The sequence below is a fragment of the Pantoea allii genome (assembly GCF_002307475.1).
Lineage (GTDB): Bacteria > Pseudomonadota > Gammaproteobacteria > Enterobacterales > Enterobacteriaceae > Pantoea > Pantoea allii.
The window spans coordinates 1-18,390 of record NZ_NTMH01000037.1; the positions used below are offsets into that span (position 1 = coordinate 1).

Annotated in this window: 17 protein-coding genes; 6 read left to right on the forward strand and 11 right to left on the reverse strand. The window is 53.2% G+C overall.

The genetic code is table 11. The features are described from left to right. Positions 1 to 38: 38 nt before the first annotated feature. Positions 39 to 1,261 (reverse strand): IS3 family transposase gene (locus CMR03_RS16490; RefSeq protein ID WP_425270632.1). Its coding sequence is split into 2 segments (ribosomal slippage): positions 39 to 914 and positions 917 to 1,261, totalling 1,221 coding nucleotides; the frame shifts between segments, so codons are not numbered across the junction. Positions 1,262 to 1,448: 187 nt separating this feature from the next. Between CMR03_RS16490 and mutT the strand changes: the two genes are divergently transcribed. After that, entirely contained in the window at positions 1,449 to 1,844 is a 396-nt protein-coding gene (mutT, locus tag CMR03_RS16495; protein WP_063878412.1) for an 8-oxo-dGTP diphosphatase MutT, read from the forward strand. A 32-nt stretch (positions 1,845 to 1,876) separates the two neighbouring features. On the opposite strand, the gene yacG is transcribed toward mutT, so the two are convergent. From yacG to coaE, 3 genes are read right to left on the reverse strand one after another with little or no spacing between them, the layout of a single operon-like run. Further along, on the reverse strand, positions 1,877 to 2,074 hold the full coding sequence (gene yacG / locus CMR03_RS16500; protein ID WP_063878413.1) for a DNA gyrase inhibitor YacG: 198 nt from the start codon (positions 2,072 to 2,074) through the stop codon (positions 1,877 to 1,879). 8 nt (positions 2,075 to 2,082) lie between these two features. Next, positions 2,083 to 2,826 carry a cell division protein ZapD gene (gene zapD, locus CMR03_RS16505; protein WP_063878414.1) on the reverse strand — a complete coding sequence of 248 codons (744 nt, stop codon included), beginning with the start codon at positions 2,824 to 2,826 and terminating at the stop codon, positions 2,083 to 2,085. 3 nt (positions 2,827 to 2,829) lie between these two features. Continuing rightward, a complete protein-coding gene (coaE, locus tag CMR03_RS16510; protein WP_096012066.1) occupies positions 2,830 to 3,447 on the reverse strand; it encodes a dephospho-CoA kinase in 618 nt (205 codons plus the stop codon). A 225-nt stretch (positions 3,448 to 3,672) separates the two neighbouring features. On the opposite strand from coaE, the gene CMR03_RS16515 reads away from it, so the two are divergent. Beyond that, positions 3,673 to 4,713 (forward strand): GMP reductase, encoded by a 1,041-nt coding sequence (locus CMR03_RS16515; protein WP_063878416.1) that lies wholly within the window; start codon positions 3,673 to 3,675, stop codon positions 4,711 to 4,713. Between the two features lie 40 nt (positions 4,714 to 4,753). Here CMR03_RS16515 and hofC read toward each other — a convergent pair whose 3' ends face one another. The 4 genes from hofC to nadC form a co-directional block, all read right to left on the reverse strand. Next, positions 4,754 to 5,953: a protein transport protein HofC gene (hofC, locus tag CMR03_RS16520; RefSeq protein ID WP_096012067.1), complete on the reverse strand. Its 1,200-nt coding sequence runs from the start codon at positions 5,951 to 5,953 to the stop codon at positions 4,754 to 4,756. Next, positions 5,946 to 7,331, reverse strand: coding sequence for a type II secretion system protein GspE (gspE, locus tag CMR03_RS16525; protein ID WP_096012068.1), 1,386 nt, complete (start codon positions 7,329 to 7,331; stop codon positions 5,946 to 5,948). Before gspE ends, hofC begins: the two co-directional genes overlap by 8 nt. Continuing rightward, positions 7,318 to 7,773 (reverse strand): prepilin peptidase-dependent pilin, encoded by a 456-nt coding sequence (gene ppdD / locus CMR03_RS16530; protein ID WP_063878419.1) that lies wholly within the window; start codon positions 7,771 to 7,773, stop codon positions 7,318 to 7,320. The genes gspE and ppdD overlap by 14 nt, the downstream gene beginning before the upstream one ends. A 176-nt stretch (positions 7,774 to 7,949) precedes the next feature. Continuing rightward, a complete protein-coding gene (nadC, locus tag CMR03_RS16535; protein ID WP_096012069.1) occupies positions 7,950 to 8,846 on the reverse strand; it encodes a carboxylating nicotinate-nucleotide diphosphorylase in 897 nt (298 codons plus the stop codon). Between the two features lie 197 nt (positions 8,847 to 9,043). Between nadC and ampD the strand changes: the two genes are divergently transcribed. Both ampD and ampE read left to right on the forward strand, forming a co-directional pair. Further along, on the forward strand, positions 9,044 to 9,595 hold the full coding sequence (ampD, locus tag CMR03_RS16540) for a 1,6-anhydro-N-acetylmuramyl-L-alanine amidase AmpD (RefSeq protein WP_096012070.1): 552 nt from the start codon (positions 9,044 to 9,046) through the stop codon (positions 9,593 to 9,595). Positions 9,596 to 9,611: 16 nt separating this feature from the next. Further along, positions 9,612 to 10,466 (forward strand): beta-lactamase regulator AmpE, encoded by an 855-nt coding sequence (ampE, locus tag CMR03_RS16545; RefSeq protein ID WP_096012071.1) that lies wholly within the window; start codon positions 9,612 to 9,614, stop codon positions 10,464 to 10,466. Here ampE and CMR03_RS16550 read toward each other — a convergent pair. The 3 genes from CMR03_RS16550 to aroP form a co-directional block, all read right to left on the reverse strand. Further along, positions 10,448 to 11,407 carry a glycoside hydrolase family 43 protein gene (locus tag CMR03_RS16550; RefSeq protein WP_096012072.1) on the reverse strand — a complete coding sequence of 320 codons (960 nt, stop codon included), beginning with the start codon at positions 11,405 to 11,407 and terminating at the stop codon, positions 10,448 to 10,450. The two genes, ampE and CMR03_RS16550, sit on opposite strands and share 19 nt — an antisense overlap. Further along, positions 11,404 to 12,807: a glycoside-pentoside-hexuronide (GPH):cation symporter gene (locus CMR03_RS16555; RefSeq protein WP_096012073.1), complete on the reverse strand. Its 1,404-nt coding sequence runs from the start codon at positions 12,805 to 12,807 to the stop codon at positions 11,404 to 11,406. Before CMR03_RS16555 ends, CMR03_RS16550 begins: the two co-directional genes overlap by 4 nt. A 176-nt stretch (positions 12,808 to 12,983) precedes the next feature. After that, on the reverse strand, positions 12,984 to 14,339 hold the full coding sequence (gene aroP, locus CMR03_RS16560; RefSeq protein WP_096012074.1) for an aromatic amino acid transporter AroP: 1,356 nt from the start codon (positions 14,337 to 14,339) through the stop codon (positions 12,984 to 12,986). A gap of 512 nt (positions 14,340 to 14,851) precedes the next feature. On the opposite strand from aroP, the gene pdhR reads away from it, so the two are divergent. Both pdhR and aceE read left to right on the forward strand, forming a co-directional pair. Continuing rightward, the gene (gene pdhR, locus CMR03_RS16565) at positions 14,852 to 15,616 is read left to right on the forward strand and encodes a pyruvate dehydrogenase complex transcriptional repressor PdhR (protein WP_063878426.1); all 765 of its coding nucleotides are present in this window, start codon (positions 14,852 to 14,854) and stop codon (positions 15,614 to 15,616) included. 103 nt (positions 15,617 to 15,719) lie between these two features. Next, a complete protein-coding gene (aceE, locus tag CMR03_RS16570) occupies positions 15,720 to 18,386 on the forward strand; it encodes a pyruvate dehydrogenase (acetyl-transferring), homodimeric type (RefSeq protein WP_096012075.1) in 2,667 nt (888 codons plus the stop codon). The last annotated feature ends 4 nt before the right edge of the window (positions 18,387 to 18,390 follow it).

Below are 18,390 nucleotides of genomic sequence, written 5' to 3' on the forward strand. Positions count from 1 at the left end.
TGACTAGTCCTGGCATAGGTTGACACTTTTTTTATCTTTTAAAACGCCTGATGTACCTCATCAGGCGTTTTGTATTTTAATGACAGATGAGGACGCTGGCTGTTATAGATCCTGACTGACTCACTGACCATCCTGCCTGCCTGCACCACGTCTGCCGGACGCGTAATCAGTAATTCATTTTTCAGTATGCCGTTAACCCTTTCTGCCAGCGCATTCTGATAGCAGTCGTAGCCGTCCGTCATTGAACAGACAAGACCGTGTTTTTTATGCACTGACTGATACATTGCCGAACAGTACTGAAGTCCGCGATCTGAGTGGTGGATCAGGCGGCCCTTTCCCTGCCGCTCCCTCAGTGCCATTTGCAGCGCCTTAATAACGTGTTCCGTATGCAGACTTTCATGAACATGATACCCCACGATTTTTCGTGAGAAAGCGTCCGTTACCAGACTGATGTAGGCCATACCTGTTCTTACCGGAAGCCAGGTGATGTCGGCAACCCATACCTGCTCCGGACCGGAGATTACCGTCTGCTCCGGCCCCGCTTTCAGCAGATTCGGATGTCTGTAAAAATGATGACGGCTGTTCGTTGTTTTATGATAAGCCCTTGCCGGATGAACCAGTAACCGGGCTTCCCGCAGCACAGCGAACAGACTGTCCCGCCCGATATGCAATGCGGCATCTTCCCGCTCGTTAAGAATATGCTGCAGTTTCCGGGTACCCAGGCGGGGCTGCTGTAACCTGATAAGTCTGACTTCTTCAGTAATGCGGTGTGCCTTTTCAGCCCTGCGCATTTCACGCCGGCATCCCTGATACCAGGCCTGACGGCTTATCTTTAAATACCGGCAGACCCTGACGACAGTCAGTTTCAGGGATTGTGTCTGTGCTTTCGCGATAAGGACGCTAACTGCTTCTTTGTGAGTGTGGCACCGAATTCGGTGTTCATCACCTTCACGACAGCTTCAAAAAACTGCGCTTTAACTTCGGATTCAGCCAGTTGCTGCTCAAGCTCTTTGATTCGCTGTTCAGGTGTGAGGGGGAGAGATTTTGTCATGTTTCCTCCACGGGTGGTGCGCTGCCGGGATGACTGCCAGTCCAGATGACCGTATTTACGTAACCACATGAGCACGGTGGAACATCCCTGGATGCCGTAGCGTTCCTGAGCCTGGCGGTAAGTCATCTCGCCTTTTTCAACCTGCTCCACGACTGCCAGCTTAAAAGACAGAGAGTAATCCCGCTGAGTGCGTTTAACATACTGTTTCATCACATTCTCCTCAAAACCAGTGGAAAATGTGTCAACGCTATTCAGGACGGGACATGTGGAACTAAAAAGGAGCCAATGGCTCCTTTTTTTTGCCTTTCAGTTTGCTATTCGGATGCCTGAGCGGTTAACAACCTGCTTAACATGTTTTAGAATCAGCCCTCTTTCACTCACTCTCCGGGATATTTTCATGAAGCACCTGCAGGTTGCGGTCGGCATCATTCGCAATGCCAGTAAACAGATTTTTCTTGCCCAGCGTGCGGCGTCCTCGTATATGGCCAATAAGTGGGAATTCCCCGGCGGAAAAATTGAAGCAGGTGAGAGCGCCGAGCAAGGATTAGTGCGCGAACTGTTAGAAGAAACCGGTATTGAAGTGACGCAGGCGCGCGCTATTGGCACGAAAGATCATACCTACGACGATCTGCGCGTAACGCTGCATTTTTTCCTGGTGGAAGGCTGGAAAGGTGAGCCCTGGGGCAAAGAGGGACAACCGCAACGTTGGGTCGAACAACATGCGCTGGTCGCCGAAGAGTTTCCGGCAGCGAATCATGAGCTGATAGCTCGTCTGGTGGCGGACGAACTGTAATACGGTGGGGCAATCACGCCCCACGGTTTTACTCAACGGTCTTCTTCGCTCCAGTTATCACTGTCATTCAAATCATCGCTGCTGGGAATGCGCTTTTCTTCTGCAGCCCACTCGCCCAGATCGATTAACTGACAGCGTTTACTACAAAATGGCCGCCATGGGCTGAGTTCATCCCAGATCACTGTTTTACCGCACTGCGGGCATTCCACCGTCATTATCTCTTCCTGCATTTTCACCTCTAACAACAGGCCAGTTGGAAGTTAAGGCGCGCTGGCACTTCGCCATGCTCGCTGTCCAATGGCATAAAACGTATCGCAAAACGGCTTTTATGGCCCGAAACCTGAGGATACAGTGCATCCTCCATTTCCAGCTGCAGTCGCAATAAATCCGCGCCTTCAGCATTATCCTGATAAAACCCATTCAAACTGGTTTGTAAACGGTAGGTTCCCGACTGGCGAATCAAATCAAGCAGCATCGCCAGGGTACTGTGCAACGGGATAAGGGTTTCCATCCAGCGTGTCACCTGCGCGTCGCGCGTCGCCTGGGGCAAATGCAGCCAGATATGCAGGCCGGGTAAATCAAAGCTACAGCATCCGCCGGGAATGCTGAGTCGTTGGCGAACCAGGGCGATAAGACGATCTTCTCGCAATGGCTGTCCCATACGAGGCGCGCTGTTAAGCAGAACAGACTGCGCTTTCAGCTTGTCACGTAATGCATCCACCACGGACATATCTACGCCGGGCACATCGGCCCATGCACGCAGTTTCGCTTGCTGGCGTTCAAGCTCTTTCAGCAATTCGGTGCGCATATCGCCACGCTCGAAGATATCCAGCAGTTCTCCAATCAGGCGGAAAAAAGTCAGTGCCGTCGCGGTGTTTTCCAACGGCATAATGTCATGCAACTGGTCGATCAAAAATTCCACGCGCAGCCAGGTACGCATTTTTTCATTCAGTGGATGTTCAAACAGAACGACTGTACTCATGGGTTAATCCTGTTTCGCTGCCGCAAGCTTCAGATAAAGCTGATGGAGTTGGGCAACCTGGGGCAGCGCATTTTCAGGTGCGCCACTGTTATCAATAATATCGTCCGCACAGGCGAGACGCTGTTGGCGCGTGGCCTGTGCCGCAAGAATACGTTTAGCCTGATCGAGAGAGACATTGTCGCGCTGCAGCGTGCGTTTAAGCTGCGTCTCTTCATCGGTATCGACGACCAGCACGCGATCGGCCTGCCGCTGCAGCTGATTTTCAACCAGCAAAGGCACCACCCACAAAACATAGGGCGAAACGGCCTGCGCTTTAAGCTGCTGGGTGCGTGCATTGATCAGAGGGTGAAGCAGCGCGTCTAACCAGCGTTTTTCATCGGGCGTGGCAAAAATGATCTCTCTTAAACGTGAGCGATGTAGTGCGCCCTGTTCGTTCACAATAGCGTCGCCATAGCGAGCGATAATAGCCTGAAGAGCGGGCGTGCCTGGCTCGACGACTTCACGAGCAATGACATCCGCATCAATGATATCGACACCTGACGCAGCAAAATACTCGGCAATGGTACTTTTGCCGCTGCCAATTCCGCCAGTCAGCGCCACAGTGTAGGGGGAATCTCTCACACAAACTCTCTTAGTCGCTCAGTATCACGCCGGTCACGCGTCATCACAGGATAAATATGCGCGCTGGGTCACAACAAAAATACGCAGTTGAATTTAATGGATTGTAGCGTAAATAAAGTGAAATTCGCAGTCTTGTTGCGGCTGGAATGGCGCGTATCATGAGATCGCGGGAACCGTGATGGCTTCATGCACGACAGTTTATAACCTCTTACCAGGACAGGATGTATGCGCATTGAAGAAGATTTGAAACTGGGATTTAAAGATGTATTGATTCGCCCCAAGCGCTCAACGCTGAAAAGCCGTTCTCAGGTTGAGCTGGATCGCAGCTTTACCTTTAAGCATTCCGGTCTTAGCTGGAGCGGTGTGCCGGTTATCGCCGCCAATATGGATACCGTTGGCACCTTTCTGATGGCGGAGGCGCTGGCCGGTTTTAATATTCTGACGGCTGTGCACAAGCATTACAGCGTAGAGGAATGGCGGACATTCGTGCAACGCGTACCGAGTGCAGTGCTGAAGTATGTGATGGTTTCTACCGGGACCTCGGATGCCGATCTCAATAAACTGATCGCGATTATGGCGATCTCCGACGAGTTGCAGTTCATCTGCATCGACGTCGCCAATGGCTATTCTGAACACTTTGTCGATTTCCTGAAGCGCGCCCGGGAAACCTTCCCTGGTAAAACGATCTGTGCAGGGAACGTCGTGACCGGCGAGATGGTGGAAGAGTTAATCCTGTCTGGTGCAGACATCGTTAAGGTCGGCATTGGGCCCGGCTCGGTGTGCACCACGCGCGTCAAAACCGGCGTAGGCTATCCACAGCTCTCTGCGGTCATTGAGTGCGCCGATGCGGCCCATGGCCTGAGCGGGCAAATTGTCAGCGACGGGGGTTGTAGCGTACCGGGCGATATCGCGAAAGCCTTTGGCGGCGGAGCAGACTTCGTCATGCTGGGTGGCATGCTGGCCGCGCATGATGAGTGTGAGGGCCGGATCGTCGAAGAAAATGGCGAGCGTTTCATGCTGTTTTACGGCATGAGCTCAGAGTCGGCAATGAAACGTCATGCCGGTAGCGTCGCAGAATACCGCGCGGCAGAGGGAAAAACGGTGAAGCTGCCGTTACGCGGGCCGGTGGAGGAAACCCTTCGTGACATTCTCGGCGGTCTCCGTTCTGCCTGTACGTATGTTGGCGCTGAGCGTCTGAAAGAGTTAACCAAACGCACGACTTTTATCCGGGTAGCCGAGCAGGAAAACCGAACCTTTACCCGTTAAGGCAACCTGTTATGCATGCAGTAAGGGTGAGGCTGCGCCTTTACTGCATCGCTTCTCCTAATCCAAACACGGGTAAGTACATGGCAATCACCAATGTGCCCACAATGCCGCCAATTACTACCATCATGATGGGTTCCAGCGAGGCTGCAAGATTATCAGCACGCGTCAGCGTCTGTCCTTCATGCCATTCAGCCAGACGTACCAGCATCACATCCAGTGCGCCTGCTTCTTCACCTACGCGAATCAACTGACTGCAGAGTGGGCTAAATAAGGGATGATTGTTTAGCGCCTGGTGCAGAGGATTGCCCTGAGCAATATGATGCTGAAGTGCCTCGATAGCTTCCCGCCACAGCAGCGAGGAGAGCGTGACCTTCGCCGCCTCAAGCCCTTGCAGCAGCGTCAGTCCTGCCTGCTGCGTCAACTGCAAAACACTGTAGATTTGTGTCAGTTGACTTCCCCGCCATAGCCCGGCGATCACGGGAATGCGCAGCAAAGCTCGCTGCTCGCGACGCTGCCAGTTTTCAGCGTGCCGACGCCACTGTTGCCCTCCCACGGCCAGCAGAATAATCAACCCGGTCAACGGTAATCCCCATGCCTGCAATATCTCAGAGAGCGTAATAACAGCAGCGGTGAAAGCAGGCAAGGGGGCGTCAAAGGAGGCATACACCGAAACAAACTCCGGCAAGACAAACAGCAGCATGCCGCAGGTGACAGCCAGCGCGACGGCCAGGATAAACAGCGGATAACGCAGCGCTTTAATCACCTTGTCCCGTAAATGTTGCTGGCGCGTTTGCTGCTGTGCGAGTTGTTCGCAGCAGATGTCCAACTGGCCGGTCAGCTCACCGACCTCCATCAGGGCGGGATAAAGTGGCGGAAATATTTGCGGCCACTGACGCAAGGCGTGGGAAAAGGGCTCGCCTGCTAACACGTGATGTTGCAAAGCCAGCATCAGGGCACGCCAGGCTGCCTGAGGATGCCCTTCAGCAAGGAGGCTCAGGCTCTGTGACAGAGGAAGGCCCGCCTTAAGCAGCGTGGCGAGCTGGCGAATCAAATCGATTTTATGCTGCCACTTCCAGTCACTTCGGCGTATCACTTTTTCCCGTTTCCAGCTCACGGGCAGTAAATGACGTTGCGCCAGATCAGAAAACAGCCTGTCGCAGTCAGGTGCAAGGTGGTGGCCTGTTTGCAACCTTCCGCTGCTGTCTACCGCATGCCAGCGATACAAACAGAGGCTAGTCATTATCCAGTCCGATCACGCGCTGCATCTCTTCCAGCGAGGTTTCACCGCGGCTGACGGCTTCCAGACCGGATGTCATCAGGGTGCGCATGCCCTGCTGTTTGGCCAGGTCCAGTAAGCCTTCGACCGGCATTTCGGCGGCGATAGCGTTTTGTAACTTTGCCGTTACGGGCAGTAATTCAAATAAGGCCAGCCGACCAAAATAACCCGAAAAGCAGTGATCGCAACCCGGTGCTTGCCAGGTTTGTAAGGTACCAGGCCAGAGTGACGCAGGAAAGTGGGCCACCGCCTGCGCCGGTTCGCGGCAGCGAGGACATAAGCGTCTTACCAGCCGTTGTGCAACGATCAGGCGGAGTGCCGAACCCAGCAGATAGCCCGGAATGCCCATTTGACGTAAGCGAGTCAACGTTTCCGCCGTCGAGTTGGTGTGCAGGGTCGAGAGAACCAGATGACCGGTTTGCGCTGCCTTAACGGCAATTTCCGCCGTCTCACCATCACGTATTTCACCCACCATGATGACGTCAGGATCCTGGCGAAGCAGAGCGCGTAACACGCGGTTGAAATCAAGGCCATACTTTGGATTAATCTGGGTCTGGTTGATACCCGGAAGCGGGATCTCAACAGGATCTTCCACGCTGCAAAGGTTCTTATCCGGCTGGTTGATGGCGCTCAGCCCGCTATAAAGCGTAAAGGTTTTGCCGCTACCGGTTGGGCCTGTTACCAGAATCAACCCTTGCGGCTGCATCAGTGATGAGGTCAGCAGGCGTAGCTGCGCGACAGGCAGTCCCAGCTTATCCAGTGACAATGCTGCGCCTTCACTCTGCAGCAGGCGTACCACGGCTTTTTCGCCGCCCTGAATGGGCAAGGTTGAGAGCCGAAAAGAGGCCGACCTGCCTTCAATATCACAACTAAATTGCCCATCCTGAGGCAGGCGCCGTTCGGCAATATCCAGACCGGCCAGAATTTTCAGCCGCGCCAGCAGTGCAGCCGGTTGCGTATCAAACTGCGGGGGCAGGGGATGCAGGACCCCGTCAATGCGCAGGCGAATACGCAAGCCGTTCTGGTAAGGTTCGATATGAATATCCGACGCACGACGCAGTGTAGCCTGGCGCAAAAGCTGACTGGCGGCATCAATCGTCGATTCCCCTGGCGCTTTTTCTTTTGCCATTAGCGGTTTATTCGTCGATTCAAACTGTTCCAGTCGGGCCTGTGGCCAGCATTCCACTTCGGTTTTACACGGGCTGGCAAACTGTAAGGCTTCAAGCAGGCCCGCCGGAATGCTTTCGGCAACGGCAAGGCGTAAGTGGGTCGTATTGTGATCGAGGACAATCGCTCGGTAGCGCTGGCAGATCAGCCTAATCGCATCATCAGGTTTTTGCATATGCGCCTCCCCGATCGGCAAAGCGGAATTGTTCCTGACAGTTATCACGCAGAGTCGTGTTATTGCTGGTACAGGTGCGCTGCCACACGATGGTGCCCTGGGTGCTGTCCCATACGGGGAGCATCTCAACGCTTAATCCGTTAAGGCTTTCCTGCCCGGTCAGGGTAATCATGCCGTTGACCACGGTGATGGCCGACACATAACGCGATGTGGTTCCCTGCGGAATACCGCGTTGCCCGGCCTGGCACTGATCAGGACCGCCGCGCTCAATGGCACACAGTTCAACGGCTGTCTTAAAGGGCACCATCGTTTGCAACATGTCGGTTAGCGCGGCGCGCTGCAGATAGTTTTGATAAGCAGGCAGCCCAATAGCGCTGAGAATTGCCACGATGCCAACCACAATCATTAATTCAACCAGCGTGAAACCACGTTGATAGATCATTCCATTGCCTCCTGTGTAAGAAGGCCGCAGTGTAAAAAGCCTGTGGCGGCGATAACAGCAGCAGATCAGGAGAGTGGAAAAGCGCAGGCAGGAAAGAAAGCGGATTACAGCAATACAGCTTAAACAGTGGAAGAAACTGCACAAAACAGGCCGTGCCAGCGGCACGGCGAAAACCATTAGCTCGCTTGAAAGCGCATGGAAAGATCGAGGGCACGCACATGTTTGGTCAGTGCACCGACGGAAATATAGTCCACACCGGTCTGGGCGATTTGGCGGAGTGTCGTATCAGTGACATTGCCGGAGACCTCGAGCAGCGCGCGACCTGCCGTTACCGTCACCGCTTCGCGCATCTCATCCAGCGTAAAGTTGTCCAGCATGATGATATCGGCTGCCGCCTCAAGGGCTTCCTGTAGCTCCTTTAACGACTCGACTTCCACTTCCACCGGGACATCCGGATAGAGCCAAAAGGCTTTTTCCACCGCCTGGCGAATCGATCCACTGGCAATAATATGGTTCTCTTTAATTAAAAAAGCATCAGACAGCCCAAGGCGGTGATTGCTGCCCCCGCCGCACAGTACGGCATACTTTAAGGCCGTACGCAGCCCCGGTACGGTTTTACGCGTATCCAGAAGCTGTGTCTGTGTGCCTTCCAGCAGCGCGACATAGCGGCTGACTTCAGTGGCCACGCCCGACAGCGTTTGCACAAAATTTAGGGCAGTACGCTCGGCAGTGAGCAGCAGGCGAGCGGGGCCCTCAATGTCAAACAACCGCTGATCCGCGATAAGGGGTTGTCCATCTTCAACATGCCAGGTCAGTGCGTCATAGGCACCCAACTGGTTAAAGACCTCTTCCACCCAGCGTTTACCACAAAAAACACCGGCTTCGCGGGTAATGATCTGGGCATGGGCCCGGCTTTCGGCAGGCAACAGCTGCGCGGTAATATCCCGATCGCTGTCTATCTCACCGCCAAGATCTTCCTGTAATGCGCGTGCAACCGTTTCAGGAATATCATTTTCAATACGTTCAAGCAGCGCCTTGTGGCGACTGTCAGGATCATAGCGACGCACAGACATAGCGTTCAGCTCCAGCAAAAGTCAGATAACAGTGTGATTACCATATCCTGAATAATACAGCGGTGCCAGTCCTGAACGGTGTTTTGTTTAGTATACTTAACAAAACAGTTTCGGTGCGTAGGTCGCGGCGCATTTTGGCGCAATAATCCCTTAGAATTCATGTTATTCTCAAACCGATTCCGCGATGAGAAACCAGTATGAAATTAGAAAAAGGATGGCTGACCGGTGTGCGACAGGTGCCGTCACCGCACTATAATGCGCGGCCGCATAACGAAGCACCTTCTCTTCTGGTTATTCATAATATTAGCCTGCCGCCGGGTGAATATGGCGGCCCGTGGATTGATAAACTGTTCACGGGCACACTGCCTTCAGACGCCCATCCTTACTTTGCTGATATCGCCCATTTACGCGTCGCAGCACACTGCTTAATTCGGCGTGATGGCGAGATTGTGCAGTATGTGCCCTTTGACCAGCGCGCCTGGCACGCGGGGATATCGCAGTTTGAAGGACGGGAAAACTGCAACGATTTTTCCATTGGCATTGAGCTGGAAGGAACGGATGTTGAACCCTATACCGAAGCGCAATACCAGGCTCTGCATCAGATCACGCAAATCTTGATGCAGCACTATCCGATAACGCCTGCCCGCATTACCGGACACAGTGATATCGCACCGGAGCGTAAAACCGATCCCGGCCCGGCGTTTGACTGGACCTATTATCAGCAGCGGTTACAGCAACGAAAATCATGATTCATCTGGAGTAACTATGACGTTATTTACCTTGTTACTGGTTTTAGGTTGGGAGCGGCTGTTTAAGCTGGGGGAGCACTGGCAACTGGATCATCGGCTTGAGCCCTTTTTCCGCGGTCGTCGGCACTTTTCTGTTATGCGCACCCTGTTGATGCTGTTTATGGTGATGGTGCTGACCGCGCTGGTGGTATGGAGCCTGAAAGGCATTCTGTTTGGTATCCCTCAACTCGTGTTCTGGATTGTCGTGGGATTATTGTGCATCGGTGCCGGTGTGGTGCGTCAGCATTATCATGCCTATCTGCAGGCCGCGAGCCGTGATGAAGCCGCAGCGCATCAGGCAATGGCAGCAGAATTAACCATGATCCACGGCGTGCCAGTTGAATGCAGTGAACGCGAATTTTTACGTGAGTTACAAAACGCCCTCATCTGGATTAACTTTCGTTTTTATCTGGCACCGATGTTCTGGTTTGTGGTGGGAGGTGCGTGGGGGCCGGTTTTGCTGGTGGGTTACGCTTTTTTACGGGCCTGGCAAAGCTGGCTGGCAAAACACTGTACGCCGATGGCGCGTGCGCAATCCGGCGTGGACAGCATTTTGCATCTGGTTGACTGGATTCCGGTGCGGCTGGCGGGCGTAGCCTATGCGCTGCTCGGCCACGGAGAGAAAGCATTACCTGCCTGGTTTGCATCATTAACCGACAGGCACCGCTCTCAGTACCATGTGCTAACCACGCTGGCGCAGTTTTCCCTGGCCCGCGATCCACACAGCGATAAGGTCGCTACGCCACGTGTTGCGGTGGCGCTGGCGAAGCGTATTTCGCTGGTGTTAGTCGTGGTGGTTGCGCTCCTGACCATCTACGGCACGCTGGTGTGATCGGCAGGTGGCACGCCAAAATCCGGTGTGCCATCTTCTCGCCAGTGTATATATTTCAGGCGCGTGTGACGATTACCATCCCACAGAGGGTCCCCTTCAATTTCCGTATAGTTGCGCGCATGGTAAACCAGCAGATCGCGTCCGCTTTCATCCTGTGTAAAGCAACTGTGCCCTGGCCCGTACTGGCGATTTTCCCAACTGGTCGAGAATACCGGCCGCGCTGACTTTTGCCAGGCTAACGCATTCAACGGATCGGCGTCACGCTGAATAGACAGCAGGCCCATACAGTAATTTTCATCCGTTGCGCTGGCCGAATACGTAATGAAAAGCCGATCGCCATGCACAATCGCTGCCGCCCCTTCATTAACACTAAAGCCCGCGCACTCCCATTCGTATTCCGGGCGGCTCAGCATCACCGGTTTACCTTTTAGCGTCCACGGATTGCGCAACTCCGCAAGGTAGAGGTTGGAATTACCCGGAATGCTGGGATCTTTTTGCGCCCATAAATACCAGTTTTTACCCTGATGAACGAAGTGAGTGGCGTCCAGCGAGAAACTGTCGATGTGGCTTAAAACCTGGCGTGCAGGCTGCCAGCTGCCGCTGAGCGGATCCGCATCGTCGCAGACCAGTGCGTACATGCGGTGCTGAAACAGCCCGTCTTTGATGTCGCGTGAAGGGGCTGCGGCAAAATAGATGACCCACTGACCGTCAATATGGTGCAGCTCCGGTGCCCAAATCAACTCGCTAAAGGGGCCGATATCAGGCTTTTGCCATACCACAACCGGCTCTGCGTTGCGTAAGCCCATCAACGTGCTGGCACGACGGATTTCCAGACGATCGTATTCCGGTACGGAAGCAATGAAGTAATAGTGCTCTCCATGGCGCAGGATAAAAGGATCGGCACGTCGTTCGATAAAAGGGTTAGGCCAGTTCTCGCTCATTTCACTGCTCCCGTCTGGATCTCGCTGGTGTGTTGATCGTGTCCCGTCTGTACCGCTGTACGGCGCAGGGCAAGATCGCGTTGGATGGTTTGCATTAAGCTGCGATCCACTTTCATCAGCCGTACTACGCCGGCGGTAATCAAATAACCGATACCCGGAATAACGGTAAACAGCAGCACGATCCCACTGATGGCATGCGCGGATTGCTGTTTCGCTCCGGCATCGTAGCCGTAAGCCGAGAGCAGAAAACCAACCATGGCACCTGCGACCGCCAGGCCCACCTTGAGGAAGAACAGGTTGCCGGAAAAGCTGATGCCGGTAATGCGCTTGCCGGTTTTCCACTCACCGTAGTCATCCACATCGGCCATAAGGGACCAATGCAAAGGCGAAGGAATCTGATGCAGGATATTCAGCAGGAAGTAGGCGATGACCACCGTGACGGTGGCATGCGGATCGAGCCAGTAAAAACCACTGGAGAACAATGCGAGGGCAATATTGGTCCAGAAAAAGACTTTCAGCTTACACCAACGATCGGTCAGCACTTTTGCCAGCGTACTGCCCAGCATCATGCCCACCACACCAAGGCTGATAAACAGCGTAGCAAAGTGGGTGGTTTGGCCCATCACCCAGGTGACGTAGTACATGGTTGCCGCCATACGAATAAACCCAGGGCAGACGTTGCAGAACGTCAGCAGCAGGATGCGCACCCACTGATCATTCTTCCACACGTCACGCAAATCGTGTTTCAGGTCATCATTTGTCGGCACGGCAGGGTGAATACGTTCACGGACGTTGGCGAAACAGAACAGGAACATCGCTAATCCCGCCAGCGCCAGTACGCCCATCGCCATTTGATAGCCGCGCGCTTTATTCTCGCCACCAAACCACTCAGCCATGGGCAGCAGTGACAGCGAGAGGATCAACGTGGCAATGCCCACCATCACAAAGCGATAGGACTGACAGGACACGCGCTCACCGGGATCGTTGGTAATGACGCCGCCCAGCGAGCAATAGGGGATATTAATCGCAGTGTAGGTCAGGGACATGAAAAAATAGGTGACAAACGCCCAAATAACCTTGCTGTGGTAGCTCCAGTCAGGTGTGGTAAACATCAGCACACTGAATATGACATAGGGCACCGATACCCAGAGCAGCCAGGGGCGAAAGCGTCCCCAGCGACTTTTGGTGCGGTCGGCAATGGCGCCCATTATCGGATCGGTGATGGCATCAAGAATCCGGACAGAGAGTAACAGTACACCGACCAATGCCGGGGCTAAGCCAAATACATCAGTATAGAAATAGCTGAGAAACAACATGACGGCACCGCCAATCATATTGCACCCGGCATCACCCATGCCGTAGCCCAGCTTTTCTCTGAACGAGAGCGTTTTACCTGTCATTATTGTTTCCTGCAGAAGGATTAAACAGAAAAGGATTATTAATGTTTAATCAGCAGGATGAGCGGCAATAAATCGTTGCGATGATGGACAAAACAGCCATGGAGAGAGAAGTGTGAACAGCGTCGGGTTTAACGACTGCCCACCCGCTTAAACATGCGCGCGGGTGGGCAGCGCTATCAGGCTTTTTGCGTTTTATTTTTAACTACATAACCAACAGCAAGGATGACCAGCCAGACAGGGATTAACCATACGGAAATGGCCATGCCCGGTGTCATCGCCATCAGGACCAGAATTCCGCCCAGGAAAACCAGGCAAATCCAGTTACCCAGTGGATACAGAACGGCCTTAAAGCGGGTCGTCACGCCCTGCTGATTTTTCTTTTTACGGAATTTCAGGTGCGCCAGGCTAATCATCGCCCAGTTGATAACCAGCGCAGAAACGACCAGCGACATCAACAGACCAAACGCTTCACCCGGCATCAGGAAGTTGAGCAGCACACACAGGGCAGTCGCAACGGCTGACACAAGAATACTCATTACCGGTACGCCGCGACGGTCAACGTTCAGCAGTGCTTTAGGCGCATTTCCCTGCTGAGCCAGACCAAACAGCATACGACTGTTACAGTAAACGCAGCTGTTATAGACCGACAGGGCGGCCGTCAGGATGACCACGTTCAGGGCATTCGCGACCATCGCATCGCCCAGTTCATGGAAAATAAACACGAAAGGGCTGGTGTCTTCGGTTACGCGCGTCCACGGCATCAAAGAAAGCAGTACCGCCAGCGAGCCGATATAGAAAATCAGTATACGCCACAGCACCTGATTGGTCGCCTTAGGGATCGTGGTTTCCGGGTTATCCGCTTCCGCCGCCGTAATTCCCACCAGTTCCAGCCCACCAAACGAAAACATGATAATCGCCATGACCATCACCAGTCCGCCCAGGCCATTAGGCAGAAAGCCGCCGTGCTCCCAAAGGTTGCGCACGGTTGCCTGTGGACCGCCGGTACCGCTAAACAGCAGCCAGCCGCCGAACAGGATCATCGCAATAACCGCAATCACCTTGATAATGGCGAACCAAAATTCCATCTCACCAAACACTTTTACGTTGGTCAGGTTAACGGCATTGATCAGCACAAAGAAGATCGCGGCTGAGGCCCAGGTAGGAAAATCAGGCCACCAGAACTGAATATATTTACCGACGGCACTCAACTCGGCCATCGCCACCAGCACATACAGAACCCAGTAGTTCCAGCCCGATGCAAAACCAGCAAAGTTACCCCAGTATTTATAGGCGAAATGACTGAAGCTACCGGCTACCGGCTCTTCAACCACCATTTCACCAAGTTGGCGCATAATTAAAAAAGCGATAAATCCGGCAATGGCATAGCCTAAAATAACGGCTGGCCCTGCCGATTTGATGACCGACGCGCTGCCCAGAAACAGGCCGGTTCCCACTGCACCACCCAGGGCAATCAACTGAATATGGCGGTTTTTTAAACCGCGCTTCAGCGATTCGCCGTGCTGTTGTTCCATACACACCTCGTGATGTTGTTATTCTTCGCTGCAGTGCAAGCTGACTGTAAAGAATTGATTACATTAACGACTGATATTTTTAGGGTATCTGACTTGCGTAATGAAGCCAGTTGTAGCCTGGGGACCAGAATAGTGATAAGCGCAGGGCTTTGCACCTGCTTTCGCTTTAGCGGTCACGAGTTGCCTGAAAAAGAAGCAACCAGGTGGAATCCATAGCGATTGGCGATAAATAAAAAAGGCTCCGGCCCGGTCAAAAACCGCACAGCCAGCTAAATCGGTTTAACTGACGACGTTATGTAATTTTTAGTAAAAGTTAAAAAAATTAACATTCCGCTAACGCCCGGCTTTCCACTTTTTAACTCTACAGTTATGGCAGCCACGCCGCATTCCTTCACTTTAATGTCACAGATGCCGTATAGACACAAGGTGAATACTTTGTTACTTTACGGGCACCTTTTTTGAATTGGTATTACCAATTTACTTTGTCAGACAGGCACATTTAAGAAGGGAAGATGGCTTACAGTAAGATTCGTCAACCCAAACTCTGCGATGCAATTGAGCAGCAACTTGAATCCCTGATCATGGAAGGGACGCTTCAGCCGGGAGAGAAGTTGCTTCCCGAGCGCGAACTCGCCAAACAATTCGATGTTTCACGTCCGTCTCTCCGCGAGGCAATCCAGCGTTTAGAAGCGAAAGGATTGTTACTTCGCCGTCAGGGCGGCGGAACATTCGTACAGAAGCATCTCTGGCAGAGCATGAGCGATCCTCTCGTTGAGCTTCTCGCAGAACATCCGGAATCTCAGTTTGACCTGTTGGAAACGCGCCATGCTTTAGAAGGTATCGCGGCTTACTATGCCGCACTGCGTGGCACAGAAGAAGATTTACAGCGTATTCGCGACTGTCATCTTCATATACAGCAGGCGCAGGACAGCGGCGATCTCGACGCTGAAGCAGACGCAGTGATGAAGTATCAGATCGCTGTCACAGAAGCCGCCCATAATGTCGTGCTTTTGCATTTGCTACGATCAATGGGCCCTATGCTGGAACAGAACGTTCGACAGAATTTTGAATTGCTCTACTCGCGCCGGGAAATGCTGGCGAAAGTGAGCGGTCACCGCGCCAGAATTTTTGAGGCGATTGTGGCTCGTGAGCCGGAACAAGCACGCGAGGCTTCACACCGTCACCTGGCGTTCATTGAGGAAATCTTGCTGGACAGAAGTCGGGAGCAGAGCCGTCGAGAACGCTCCCTGCGTCGTTTACAGCAACGTAAGGAATAACGTGCGGCAAAGATCGTGCGGACATGTGCGACGAGCCTGTCTCCCTGACGTTAACAGGCTCCCGATTTTTCAACGTATTAGACACAGATAAGGAATACCCCCCATGTCAGAACGTTTACACAATGACGTGGATCCGATTGAAACTCGTGACTGGCTACAGGCGATCGAATCGGTCATCCGTGAAGAAGGTGTTGAACGTGCACAGTATCTGATTGATCAGGTACTGAGTGCAGCCCGCAAAGGCGGTGTGAAAGTTGCTGGCGGTGCTGCCGCAATCAGTAACTACATCAACTCTATTGCCGTTGAAGATGAACCGGACTATCCGGGCAACACCTCACTTGAACGTCGTATCCGTTCCGCCATCCGCTGGAACGCCATCGTGTCAGTGCTGCGTGCATCGAAAAAAGATTTGGAACTGGGTGGTCACCTCTCCTCCTTCCAGTCTTCCGCCACCATTTATGAAGTGTGCTTTAACCACTTCTTCCGGGCGCGCAGCGAAAAAGATGGCGGTGATCTGGTTTACTTCCAGGGCCACATTTCGCCAGGCATTTACTCACGTGCCTTCCTTGAAGGTCGTCTGACTGAAGAGCAGATGGATAACTTCCGTCAGGAAGTTGACGGTAAAGGTCTGTCTTCTTATCCGCATCCAAAACTGATGCCGGAATTCTGGCAGTTCCCGACCGTCTCAATGGGCCTGGGTCCACTGAATGCAATTTATCAGGCTAAATTCCTGAAATATCTGGAACACCGTGGCCTGAAAGAGACGTCGGGCCAAACCGTTTATGCCTTCCTGGGCGACGGCGAGATGGATGAGCCAGAATCGAAAGGTGCGATTACCATCGCCACCCGTGAAAAACTGGATAACCTGGTCTTCATCATCAACTGTAACCTGCAGCGCCTGGATGGACCGGTAACCGGTAACGGCAAGATCATCAATGAGCTGGAAGGCATTTTTGCCGGTGCTGGCTGGGAAGTGATCAAGGTTATCTGGGGCGGTCGTTGGGATGAACTGCTGCGCAATGACACCAGCGGTAAGCTGATCCAGCTGATGAACGAAACCGTTGATGGCGACTACCAGACCTTTAAATCCCGCGACGGCGCTTATGTGCGTGAGCACTTCTTCGGCAAATATCCGGAAACCGCAGCCCTGGTGAAAGACTGGTCAGACGATGAGATCTGGTCACTGAACCGCGGCGGTCACGATCCGAAGAAAATCTATGCGGCCCTGAAAAAAGCGCAAGACACCAAGGGCAAGCCGGTGCTGATTCTGGCACATACCATTAAAGGTTATGGTATGGGCGACACGGCCGAAGGTAAAAACATCGCGCACCAGGTCAAGAAGATGAACATGGATGGCGTTCGCTATATCCGCGATCGCTTCAACGTGCCGGTAGAAGACGACAAGATCGAATCTCTGCCTTACATCACCTTCGATAAAGGCTCTGAAGAGTACAACTACCTGCACGGCCAGCGTGAGAAGTTAGGCGGTTACCTGCCATCACGTCAGCCGAAGTTCACTGAAAAGCTGGAAATGCCAGCGCTGGAAGAGTTCGGTGCGCTGCTTGAAGAGCAGAATAAAGAGATCTCGACCACTATCGCATTTGTGCGTGCCCTGAATGTGATGCTGAAGAACAAGTCGATCAAAGATCGCCTGGTACCGATTCTTGCTGATGAAGCACGTACTTTCGGTATGGAAGGTCTGTTCCGTCAGATTGGTATCTACAGCCCGAACGGTCAGCAGTACACGCCGCAGGACCGCGAGCAGGTGGCTTACTATAAAGAAGACGAGAAAGGTCAGATTTTGCAGGAAGGGATCAACGAGCTGGGCGCAGGTTCATCCTGGCTGGCGGCGGCGACCTCTTACAGCACCAACAACCTGCCGATGATTCCGTTCTACATCTATTATTCGATGTTCGGCTTCCAGCGTATTGGCGATCTGATGTGGCTGGCGGGCGACCAACAGGCACGCGGCTTCCTGGTCGGCGGTACATCAGGCCGTACCACATTGAACGGTGAAGGTTTGCAGCATGAAGATGGTCACAGCCATATTCAGTCTCTGACGATTCCAAACTGTATCTCCTACGATCCGTCATATGCCTACGAAGTAGCCGTCATCATGCATGATGGCCTGGTCCGTATGTACGGCGAAGCGCAGGAAAATATCTATTACTACATCACCACGCTGAACGAAAACTACCACATGCCAGCGATGCCGAAAGGTGCCGAGGAAGGTATCCGTAAAGGTATCTATAAGCTGGAAACCGTGGACGGTAGCAAAGGTAAAGTTCAGCTGTTGGGCTCAGGCTCTATTCTGCGCCATGTACGTGAAGCCGCCCAGATCCTGGCGAGCGATTACGGCATCGGTTCAGACGTTTACAGCGTTACCTCGTTCACCGAACTGGCCCGCGATGGTCAGGATTGTGAGCGCTGGAACATGCTGCATCCAACGGAAGCACCTCGCGTGCCTTACATCGCTCAGGTGATGAACGAAGCACCTGCCGTGGCGTCAACCGACTACATGAAGCTGTTTGCTGAGCAGGTTCGCAGCTATGTGCCGTCAAGCGATTACCGCGTGCTGGGTACGGATGGTTTTGGCCGCTCTGACAGCCGTGAAAATCTGCGTCACCACTTTGAAGTGGATGCATCTTACGTTGTGGTTGCCGCGCTGGGTGAACTGGCTAAACGTGGCGAAATCGATAAGAAAGTCGTGGCGGATGCGATCGTGAAGTTCAAGATCGATGCCGATAAAGTTAACCCGCGTCTGGCTTAAGAGG

Coding starts and splice junctions, on each gene's coding strand:
- ampE (WP_096012071.1), top strand. CDS start 9,612: ATGACGTTATTTACCTTGTTACTGGTTTTAGGTTGGGAGCGGCTGTTT.
- CMR03_RS16555 (WP_096012073.1), bottom strand. CDS start 12,807: ATGACAGGTAAAACGCTCTCGTTCAGAGAAAAGCTGGGCTACGGCATG.
- nadC (WP_096012069.1), bottom strand. CDS start 8,846: ATGTCTGTGCGTCGCTATGATCCTGACAGTCGCCACAAGGCGCTGCTT.
- hofC (WP_096012067.1), bottom strand. CDS start 5,953: ATGACTAGCCTCTGTTTGTATCGCTGGCATGCGGTAGACAGCAGCGGA.
- aceE (WP_096012075.1), top strand. CDS start 15,720: ATGTCAGAACGTTTACACAATGACGTGGATCCGATTGAAACTCGTGAC.
- zapD (WP_063878414.1), bottom strand. CDS start 2,826: ATGAGTACAGTCGTTCTGTTTGAACATCCACTGAATGAAAAAATGCGT.
- ppdD (WP_063878419.1), bottom strand. CDS start 7,773: ATGATCTATCAACGTGGTTTCACGCTGGTTGAATTAATGATTGTGGTT.
- CMR03_RS16515 (WP_063878416.1), top strand. CDS start 3,673: ATGCGCATTGAAGAAGATTTGAAACTGGGATTTAAAGATGTATTGATT.
- aroP (WP_096012074.1), bottom strand. CDS start 14,339: ATGGAACAACAGCACGGCGAATCGCTGAAGCGCGGTTTAAAAAACCGC.
- pdhR (WP_063878426.1), top strand. CDS start 14,852: ATGGCTTACAGTAAGATTCGTCAACCCAAACTCTGCGATGCAATTGAG.
- ampD (WP_096012070.1), top strand. CDS start 9,044: ATGAAATTAGAAAAAGGATGGCTGACCGGTGTGCGACAGGTGCCGTCA.
- gspE (WP_096012068.1), bottom strand. CDS start 7,331: ATGCAAAAACCTGATGATGCGATTAGGCTGATCTGCCAGCGCTACCGA.
- yacG (WP_063878413.1), bottom strand. CDS start 2,074: ATGCAGGAAGAGATAATGACGGTGGAATGCCCGCAGTGCGGTAAAACA.
- mutT (WP_063878412.1), top strand. CDS start 1,449: ATGAAGCACCTGCAGGTTGCGGTCGGCATCATTCGCAATGCCAGTAAA.
- CMR03_RS16550 (WP_096012072.1), bottom strand. CDS start 11,407: ATGAGCGAGAACTGGCCTAACCCTTTTATCGAACGACGTGCCGATCCT.